General features: G+C 65.6%; 10 protein-coding genes. 5 read left to right on the top strand and 5 right to left on the bottom strand.

What is annotated here, in order from left to right; genetic code table 11:
- Nucleotides 1–119: 119 nt before the first annotated feature.
- The 3 genes from V5A38_RS07985 to V5A38_RS07975 are packed head-to-tail and all read right to left on the bottom strand — an operon-like array spanning nucleotide 120 to nucleotide 1,612.
- On the bottom strand, nucleotides 120–1,031 hold the full coding sequence (locus V5A38_RS07985) for a mechanosensitive ion channel family protein (RefSeq protein WP_332325231.1): 912 nt from the start codon (nucleotides 1,029–1,031) through the stop codon (nucleotides 120–122).
- Nucleotides 1,031–1,273, bottom strand: coding sequence for a YhbY family RNA-binding protein (locus tag V5A38_RS07980; RefSeq protein ID WP_332325230.1), 243 nt, complete (start codon nucleotides 1,271–1,273; stop codon nucleotides 1,031–1,033). Before V5A38_RS07980 ends, V5A38_RS07985 begins: the two co-directional genes overlap by 1 nt.
- A gap of 54 nt (nucleotides 1,274–1,327) precedes the next feature.
- A complete protein-coding gene (locus V5A38_RS07975) occupies nucleotides 1,328–1,612 on the bottom strand; it encodes a ribonuclease P (RefSeq protein ID WP_332325232.1) in 285 nt (94 codons plus the stop codon).
- 111 nt (nucleotides 1,613–1,723) lie between these two features.
- On the opposite strand from V5A38_RS07975, the gene V5A38_RS07970 reads away from it, so the two are divergent.
- The 4 genes from V5A38_RS07970 to V5A38_RS07955 all read left to right on the top strand — a co-directional run bounded on the left by V5A38_RS07970 (nucleotide 1,724) and on the right by V5A38_RS07955 (nucleotide 4,875).
- Nucleotides 1,724–2,791 carry a glycosyltransferase family 4 protein gene (locus V5A38_RS07970; RefSeq protein WP_332325229.1) on the top strand — a complete coding sequence of 356 codons (1,068 nt, stop codon included), beginning with the start codon at nucleotides 1,724–1,726 and terminating at the stop codon, nucleotides 2,789–2,791.
- Between the two features lie 27 nt (nucleotides 2,792–2,818).
- Nucleotides 2,819–3,931 carry a glycosyltransferase gene (locus tag V5A38_RS07965; RefSeq protein WP_332325228.1) on the top strand — a complete coding sequence of 371 codons (1,113 nt, stop codon included), beginning with the start codon at nucleotides 2,819–2,821 and terminating at the stop codon, nucleotides 3,929–3,931.
- A 79-nt stretch (nucleotides 3,932–4,010) separates the two neighbouring features.
- Entirely contained in the window at nucleotides 4,011–4,244 is a 234-nt protein-coding gene (locus V5A38_RS07960; RefSeq protein WP_332325227.1) for a DUF1918 domain-containing protein, read from the top strand.
- Between the two features lie 187 nt (nucleotides 4,245–4,431).
- On the top strand, nucleotides 4,432–4,875 hold the full coding sequence (locus V5A38_RS07955) for an RNA-binding protein (protein WP_332325226.1): 444 nt from the start codon (nucleotides 4,432–4,434) through the stop codon (nucleotides 4,873–4,875).
- Nucleotides 4,876–4,898: 23 nt separating this feature from the next.
- On the opposite strand, the gene V5A38_RS07950 is transcribed toward V5A38_RS07955, so the two are convergent.
- Nucleotides 4,899–5,504 carry a thioredoxin family protein gene (locus V5A38_RS07950; RefSeq protein WP_332325225.1) on the bottom strand — a complete coding sequence of 202 codons (606 nt, stop codon included), beginning with the start codon at nucleotides 5,502–5,504 and terminating at the stop codon, nucleotides 4,899–4,901.
- A gap of 143 nt (nucleotides 5,505–5,647) precedes the next feature.
- Between V5A38_RS07950 and V5A38_RS07945 the strand changes: the two genes are divergently transcribed.
- Entirely contained in the window at nucleotides 5,648–6,802 is a 1,155-nt protein-coding gene (locus V5A38_RS07945; protein WP_332325223.1) for an acyl-CoA dehydrogenase family protein, read from the top strand.
- 65 nt (nucleotides 6,803–6,867) lie between these two features.
- Here the strand turns inward: V5A38_RS07945 and V5A38_RS07940 are convergent, their stop codons facing one another.
- The gene (locus V5A38_RS07940; RefSeq protein ID WP_332325222.1) at nucleotides 6,868–8,232 is read right to left on the bottom strand and encodes an amidohydrolase; all 1,365 of its coding nucleotides are present in this window, start codon (nucleotides 8,230–8,232) and stop codon (nucleotides 6,868–6,870) included.
- Nucleotides 8,233–8,255: the final 23 nt, after the last annotated feature.

The raw sequence follows: 8,255 nt of genomic DNA, 5'->3' as shown, positions 1-8,255 counted from the left end.
CATCGACGGTGTCGAACGCCGCCGGTTCAGGGGCTCCCACCACCGACACGGCTGGTCACGGCGGGACAGACTCGCAGTACTCACTATCAGGGGCCGAGACGATACCAGCCCCGTCGGCCTCACTCCCGAACGTGCTCGGGTGGGAGTTCGACTTCGCCGGAGAGCTCCCGCTGCGGGAACGGGATGGTGATTCCGGCGTCGTCGAACCGGCTTTTTACCTCCGTGACGTACTCCGAGCGGGTCTTGACGAAATCAGCCCGGGAGGGGTTCTCGATCCAGATGCGCGAACGCAGCCCGACGTAGGAGTCCGCCAGCTCGGTGAGCCGGACGCTGGGGGCGGGGTCGGTGAGGATGTTCGGATGGCGTTCGGCCTCGTCGATGATGATGTCGGTCGCCTCCTCTACGTCGTCGTCGTAGCTGATACCGAAGGTGAACTGGAGTCGCAGGGTCTCGTTGGCGACTGGGTTCTTGATGACGCCGTCGGTGAGATGTGAGTTCGGCACCGTCAGCAGTTCGTTGTCGAACGTCCGCACGCGGCTGACGCGGAAGGAGATGTCCTCGACGATGCCGGAGTTGCCGTCCCACTCGATCCAGTGTCCGATACGGAACGGTTGGTCGGCGTAGATGAAGATGCCGGCGACGAAGTTGGCGATGACGTTCTGCATCGCGAACCCGATCGCCAGCGTGGCGGCTGCCGCGACGGTCGCCAGTGACTGGAGGAAGTTCCCGTAGCCCGCAAAGCCGAAGGCAACGGCGATGGCTCCGAAGCCGAAGGTGGCTCCGACGATCTTCCGGAGCGGCCGGCGGGCGTGCTCATCGAGCCCTTTCGAGTCCAGGAGCCGATTGGTGAGCGGGATCAGGAGCGCTTTCCCGGCGATGTAGGCGACGCCGAGGACGACGAGAAAGACGATTGCGGCGCCGATCGTGACCGCGAGCGACTCCGGGACACCGAGCTCTTGCAGGAAGGAAGCGACGAAGCGATCGGTGCGGGTCGCGTTGTTCAGCCCCGCCTGCAGGGGCGCCGGACCCATCAGTGCAACACCGCCGTGTGACCGCGGGTCTCGATCAGCTCGGCGTTGACCCTGTCTGCGAGTTCCCCTGCAAGCGTCTCGGTGTCGTCGGTGCCGCGGGCCGACCGCAGGAACTTCACCTTCACCAGCGTCTCGTTCCGGAGCTGGTCCTGGAGCTCGTCGACGACAGCTTCGATCCCGTTTTTCCCGACCCAGACAGTAACCTCGACGTCGTGTGCTTCTTCGCGTAGCTCGTCGCTCATTCTTATGACCAGATTCAGTGGGCGGAGCTTTACAACTTCGGTATCCGGGTCGGCTCAGTCCCGGTAGGGGTAGCGAGCCGTCCCACCACAGTCACAGCGGCGGACAACCTGCCCGTGCTGAACACGTACCCGGACGTTCCGCCCAGGGCGTTGGTACACATCACAGCGGTCACAGGCCGCGCGGGCGAACCGCTTCGGGAGCGAGAGGCGGTGGCGCTCGGCGAGCCGTCTGGCGAGTCGAACGTACTCCCGCGAGCGGTCCGGCTCACCGGCGGCGACGGCCCCCTCGGCCAGGTCGGCCAGTCGCTCGATGCGCTCGGCGGCGATATCGGTACTCATCCGTTCAGCCGAACGGAGGCCGGCGCTGCGGTTATCCCTTGCGGGAGACACCGTCGAGGAACGGCCGTTCGGAAGCTTCATGAATCCGTTCAGCAAACGACGACGAAAACAGTGCGGGTCCTCAACTATCTCGAACTGGAAGACCGCATCCGGGGTGGCATCGTCACCGCGACGCGCCAGCAGCGGTCGGCGCTCGACTCCGCGGGCGTCGACGTTGTGACGACACCGTGGGTCGGTGACGGCCCGCTCGCCGCCGCCCGTTCGCGCCTGACCGGCGGACGGGCGTTCCGGGAGTACGACATCGCCCACTGCAACGTTATCGGGCCAGGTAGTGTCGCTGTCGCCCGCCACGCCAGGCGGGACGATATTCCGCTGGTGCTGCACTCTCACGTCACGGCTGAGGATTTCGGCGAGTCGTTCCGCTTTGCTAGTCACGTCGCGCCGGCGCTGAAGCCGTATCTCCGGTGGTTCTACTCGCAGGCCGATCTGGTGCTCTGTCCAAGCGAGTACACCAAGAGCGTCGTGGCCTCGTACCCGGTAACTGCGCCCATCGAACCGATGACCAACGGTGTCGATATCGACTCGCTCGACGGCCACGAGCAGTTCCGTGCGGACGTTCGCGACCGGTACGACCTCGACGGGATGGTCGTGTTCTGTGTCGGCGAGGTGTTCGAACGAAAGGGGCTGACGACGTTCTGCCGCGTTGCCCAGCAGACCGACTACGAGTTCGCGTGGTTCGGCCACTACGAGGATGGTCTCGCGGCGAGTGAACCGGTCAGGCGCTGGACCAGCAGTCCGCCCGAGAACGTGACGTTCACCGGCTGGATGGGCGACAAGCGCATGGCGTTCGGCGCCGGCGACGTCTACCTGTTTGCAACGAAAGACGAGAATCAGGGCATCGCCGCCCTCGAGGCGATGGCCACTGGGAACGCTGTCGTGCTCCGTGACATTCCGGTGTTCGAGGAGTTCTTCACCCACGGCGAGGACTGTTTGAAATGCGAAACCGAGGCGGAGTTCGTCGACGCGCTCGACCGCCTCGCCGAGCATCCCGAACTCCGCGAGCGCCTGGGAGAGAACGCAAGGGAAACGGCCGCTGCGCACTCGCTCGACCGCGTTGGCGACCGGTTAGTCGAGACGTACGAGAAGCTGTTGGTCGAAGCGCGTTCCGCAACCCCTTAACGCTCCCTCGGCGAACGGCCGTACCACATGAGGTCGGTCGCCGCGTTCACTGACACCTACCTGCCGACTGTCAACGGTGTTACCTACACCGTCCAGTCGTGGCGGGAGTGTTGGGAGGCTCGCGGCGGCCGGATGGACGTCGTGTATCCCGACGCGGACGACTACGAGCCCGATTCCGGTGAACACCCTGTGCGGTCGCTTCCGCTGCCGTTCTACGCCGGCTTCCGGATTGGCTCACCGCGCATCCCGGACGCGCTCGTCGACCCGGATATCGTCCACGCCCACACGCCGTTCTTTCTCGGCCTTGCGGCGCTCCGACTCGCCCGACGGGAGGGGATCCCGCTGGTGGCGACCTACCACACACCGGCGGCCGAGTACACCAGCTACTTCACCGACTGCGATCGCGCCCGTGAGTGGCTCTCGGTGTCGAGCCAGCGGTACGAACGCTGGTTTTTCGACAAAGCCGACGCGGTTATCGTCCCCTCCCAGCGGACCGGCAGCTATCTGACGGACGACCTCGGTATCGACGTGACGCCGACGGTCGTCTCCAACGGCGTCGATGTGGAACGGTTCCAGCCTACCGAGACCGCGGCGTTCCGGGAGCGCCACGATCTCCCGGAGAACCGGACGCTCGTGGGCTACACAGGGAGACACGGCCACGAGAAGTCGCTCCAGGACATTCTCGCTGCCTGCGCGCGGCTCGACCGCGAGCTGACGGTGGTGTTCGGCGGTGACGGCCCGGCACGCGAGAAGTTGGAGGTCGACGCCCAGTCGCTGGAGCTCGACGTCCGCTTTCTCGGCTTTCTCGACCGCGATGAGCTCCCAGCGTTCTACGCGTCTCTCGACGCCTTCCTCTTCCCGAGCCCCGTCGAGACCCAGGGGCTGGTCGCACTGGAGTCGTTCGCCTGCGGGACGCCGGTCGCCGCCGTCGACAGTGGCGCGCTCTCGGACACCGTCGCGGACGGCGTGACGGGCTATCATTACGACGCCGGTGATATCGCTGGCTTCGCCGAGGCCATCGACCGCACGCTGGAGGAGCGCGAACAGCTCCGCGAGGGCTGTCTCGCGAAGCGCGAAGAGGTCAGCGTGGGGGGTTCGGTCGACGACCTGGCCGCGCTCTACGACGAACTCGAAGAGTAGCTGCGCGAAGCGAACCGCTCCGCCGACCCCGCAGATGCCGAATCAGGGTGTTTAACTTCTCGCCGGCGGAACAGCACCCATGAGCTACGAGAAAGGCGACACCGCCATCCTCCACGACGAGCACAGCGAGTTCGACGGGAAGGTCGGCGAGATCACGCAGGTGATGGAGACGATGTTTGGCGATCCAAACTACACCATCGTGTTCGATGGGGGCCAGGAAGCCGGCATCCCCGAGGACCAGCTCGAGGCAGCGCCCGATGCCGAGGTGGAGTCCGAGGAGGACGCTGAAGACGACGAAGACGACGAAGAGTAGCCACTCGACAGCGGCTCACGACCTGCCGCGAACGCCGTTTCGCGGCCACGGGGACTTCGGCGCGGTCGTGTCCCCCGACAGCGGCTCACGACCTGCCGCGAACGCCGTTTCGCGGCCACGGGGACTTCGGCGCGGTCGTGTAATCCCCGAAGCGTAGTCTTTTCCTCCCGAACCGAGTAGAGAGCCCATGGCGAGCGTCCCGTTTCATTACATCGACCTGCGGACCTTCTGCTACGCAACGGAGGACGAGAAGCGCGTCGAGCAGGCGCTCCGCCGGTTCCTGCCCGAGGATTTCCACATCGAGCGCGCGACAAACGAAGGTCATCACGGCGACCGCATCGTCGTCCTCTCGGCGCGCGTCGAGAAGGCCGACAACGTGCGGTACGTACTCCAGCAGCTGAGCGACCTGCCTGATATCGAGCGCATCATCGGCGAACTCGACGAACGCGTCGACGAGAACTGCTCGTTTTTCCTCCGATTGGACAAACAGCGTGCGTTCAAAGGCGACGTCGAGCAGGGCCAGGGCATCACCCTCCGCGCGAAGGTGGAAGCCTACCCGGCGAAACAGCCCGCCGCGGTCGAGAACGCCCGCGAGGCCCTGGAGCAGGCCCGCGAACACGCGGAAGCCTGAATCCGCGTTGCCCGATTCGTTCCTCAGTTCCACTTGATGCTGCAGCCACGCGAGGGTCGGTCCTCGATATCGACCTCCTCGCCGGCGAGTACGGCGTCGATGGCGTCGCGGATGTAGAACTCCGTCGGCTCCTCGTCGGGATTGAGGGCGTCGTCGAGACGGCCGTGATACGCGAGCTCCCAGCGTGCTCCGGCGGTTTCACCGCTTCCGTCACGAAGCGTCTCCGAGGCATCGGTGCTCGCCCGGCGGAAGAGGAACGGGTCGGGCGTACAGACGGCGCCGTAGGCTTCGGCAACCGCCTGGCTCTCGTCGCGGAGGTAGGCATCGTAGTCGACTGTCCCGGATTCGACGTACTGCTGCATCGTCTCGAAATCGTCCTCCGGATACTCCGCAGCGTCGTTGGGGTTGATACCCACGACGGCGGCGTCGTCGTACTCCCCCGCAAGCTCGTTCAGAAGGTCGAACTTCGCCTTCGCGTAGGGACAGTGGTTGCAGGTAACCACCACCAGCAGCGCCTCATTGTCGGAGAAGCTGTCGAGGCTGTACGTTTCGCCATCGGTCCCGGGCAGCGAGAACGAGGGTGCCTCGTCGCCACGATCGAGTTCGGAGTCAGATTCGGCTGCAACCATACGTCCCGTTCCGCGGGGGTGAACAAGTGGGTTTCGGGAATTCTGCGTGCCACCCCACTCTCACTGCGGCGACGCTGGAAAAACACCGGACACCGGGTCGCGCGTTCCACAACCACTAAGCCATCTGTTTGCGACGTATTCCCATGGACTTCTCACTCAGTGAGGAACAGCAACAACTCCGGGAGGAGGTCCGGCGCTTCGCCGAGAACGAGATCGAGCCGGTCGCGACCGAGCACGATACCGAGGAGACGTACCCCCACGAGGTGATGGATAAGGCCGCCGAAATGGGGCTGCTCGGGGCCCACTTCCCGATGGAGTACGGCGGCGTCGACTACTCCCCGCTGGAGAACGCCCTGATGATCGAGGAGCTGTTCGCGGTCGACCCCGGAATCGCGCTCTGCATCACGAGCGCGGGCTTCGGCGCCGAGGCCATCATCGAGTACGGGACCGAGGATCAGAAAGAGCGGTTCCTCCCGCCGGTTACGGAGGGCGAATCCGTGATGGGCGCCGCGATCTCCGAGCCGGACGTGGGCTCGGACGTCTCATCGGTGTCGACACGGGCCGAGAAGGACGGCGACGAGTGGGTGATCAACGGCAACAAGATGTGGATTACCAACGGCTCGGTCGGTGATTACTTCGTCGTCGTGTGTGAAACGGACTCCCACGCCGAAGACCGCTACGCCGGCTTCTCCCAGATCGTCGTCGAGGCCGACCGGGACGGGTTCGAGGCCGACAAGATAACCGGGAAGCTGGGGATCCGCGCCAGCGACACGGCAGAGCTCATCCTGGACGACGTGCGGGTGCCCGAGGAGAACCTCGTCGGCACCCGAGGGATGGGCTTTCTCCAGCTGATGCAGTTCTTCGACGAGACCCGGACCGCTGTGGCGGCACAGGGGGTCGGCATCGCCAAGGGCGCCTGCGAACGCGCCCTGGAGTACGCACAGGAGCGCGAGCAGTTCGACCGCTCCATCTCGGAGTTCCAGGCCATCCAGCACAAGCTCGCGGACATGCATATCCGGACCGAGGCGGCGCGGAACCTGACGTACAAGTCCGCGTGGAGCGTCGAGAACGAGTCCGGCCAGCTGACGGCGCTGGCGTCGATGGCCAAGGAGTACGGCTCCCGCGTCGCGACCGACTGCGCCGACGAGGCGGTCCAGATCTACGGCGGCGCGGGGTTCGTGAACGATCACGACGTGGAGCGGCTCTACCGCGACTCGAAGATCACGCAGATCTACGAGGGGACGACGGAGATTCAGAAGAACATCGTCGCGCGGGAGCTGCTGGGCAAGGGGTTCTGAGCGCCCCGGCTCGGCCGCCGGAAAGTCGCCGCGGCGAGTCGCCGACCCCGCCAACTCGTTCCGCGTCAGTCCTGGTCGTCGTCCGCTGGCTCTTCCATATACTCGGCCTCGCGCGTGTGGCGCATCTCCCGAACCGTCTCCAGATACTCCTCAGTCGAGCGCTTCTCCCGCTTGGCCTCTCGAATCGCCGCCCGTTTCTCGGGGTCGGCGAGCACGTCGACGACCAGCGACGCCGTCACCTTCGCTGGAAGGAGATACGCCATCTCCTCGTCGGCGACGCCGAACTCGGTCGAGTGCGCCGAGCCTTCGAACCCACCGGTCCACGGGTGGACGCCCGGAACCAGCTGGGTTACGTCGCCCATATCTGTCGAGCCGGTGACGTGCTGGTGCTCGCCGTACAGCGCGTCCTCGCCGATGACCTCCAGTGCGTTATCGTCGAAGCTCTCGACGAGTGTCGGATCTGTCCGGAGCGGCAGGTAGCCCGGGAAATCATCGATGGTGACGTTGGCGCCGACGGCCATCGCGCCGGACTCCAGCGCGCGGTTCGTCGTCTCGTTTGCCTCCTCGATAGCGTCGACGCTCTTGGCCCGGACGTACGACTCCATCTGCACGTCCGCAGGGACGACGTTGACGCCGTCGCCGCCCTTTGTCACGATGGGGTGGACCCGGACGTGCTCCTCGTCGGGGAACGTCTCTCGATTGGCGTTGACGGCGTTCATCCCCGTCATCGCCGCGTTGAGCGCGTTGATGCCTTCCTCGGGTGCGCCGCCAGCGTGGGACTCGCGGCCCTCGTACTGGACGGTTTTCCCGACGAACCCGTTCGACGAGAAGTTGCTGCTCACCTCTCGCTCTGGCGTCTCTGAGGCCGCGTGCACCATCGCTGCGGCGTTCACGTCGTCGAAGTAGCCGCGCTTGATGAGCTCCTGTTTCCCGCCGAAGAACTCGATTTTCCCTTCCTCGAGCAACGAGCGGCGGTACTCCAGGTCCAGATACTCCTCGGCGGGGACTGCGAGGAACTCCACCGCGCCGGGGAGTTCCTCGACGACGCCCGACGCGACGAGGCCGTAGGCGGTGCCCACGAGGTTCGCCAACTGCGCCTCGTGGCCACAGGCGTGACAGGCGCCCGTCGTGGGGTCCGCTGCGGGGTGGCCCGGGTTCACGAGTGCGTCGAGCTCTCCCAGCACCGCGAAGACGAAGTCGTCGGCCTCGGTATCGCCCTCGGCTCGCGCGCGAGCGCCGGTGACCGCGAGTTCGGTTTCGACCTCCAGGCCGAGGTCGCGGAGCTCCTCGGCGACTTTCTCGGTGGTCTTCGTCTCCTTGTAGCCCAGTTCCGGCTCGGCGTGGACGGACGCAGCCAACGACGTGATCTCCTCGCTGTGGTCGTCGATGGACTCCCTGACTCGCTGCTTGAGCGCCTCGGTGTCGGTCATCGACAGCCCCGACGGGCGGCGCC

Origin of the sequence: Halolamina sp., from assembly GCF_036626355.1 — an archaeon.
In the GTDB taxonomy this organism is placed as follows: Archaea; Halobacteriota; Halobacteria; order Halobacteriales; family Haloferacaceae; genus Halolamina.
This window is presented reverse-complemented; position numbering and strand designations above follow the sequence as displayed.

Coding starts and splice junctions, on each gene's coding strand:
- V5A38_RS07985 (WP_332325231.1), bottom strand. CDS start 1,031: ATGGGTCCGGCGCCCCTGCAGGCGGGGCTGAACAACGCGACCCGCACC.
- V5A38_RS07980 (WP_332325230.1), bottom strand. CDS start 1,273: ATGAGCGACGAGCTACGCGAAGAAGCACACGACGTCGAGGTTACTGTC.
- V5A38_RS07975 (WP_332325232.1), bottom strand. CDS start 1,612: ATGAGTACCGATATCGCCGCCGAGCGCATCGAGCGACTGGCCGACCTG.
- V5A38_RS07965 (WP_332325228.1), top strand. CDS start 2,819: ATGAGGTCGGTCGCCGCGTTCACTGACACCTACCTGCCGACTGTCAAC.
- V5A38_RS07960 (WP_332325227.1), top strand. CDS start 4,011: ATGAGCTACGAGAAAGGCGACACCGCCATCCTCCACGACGAGCACAGC.
- V5A38_RS07955 (WP_332325226.1), top strand. CDS start 4,432: ATGGCGAGCGTCCCGTTTCATTACATCGACCTGCGGACCTTCTGCTAC.
- V5A38_RS07950 (WP_332325225.1), bottom strand. CDS start 5,504: ATGGTTGCAGCCGAATCTGACTCCGAACTCGATCGTGGCGACGAGGCA.
- V5A38_RS07945 (WP_332325223.1), top strand. CDS start 5,648: ATGGACTTCTCACTCAGTGAGGAACAGCAACAACTCCGGGAGGAGGTC.
- V5A38_RS07940 (WP_332325222.1), bottom strand. CDS start 8,232: ATGACCGACACCGAGGCGCTCAAGCAGCGAGTCAGGGAGTCCATCGAC.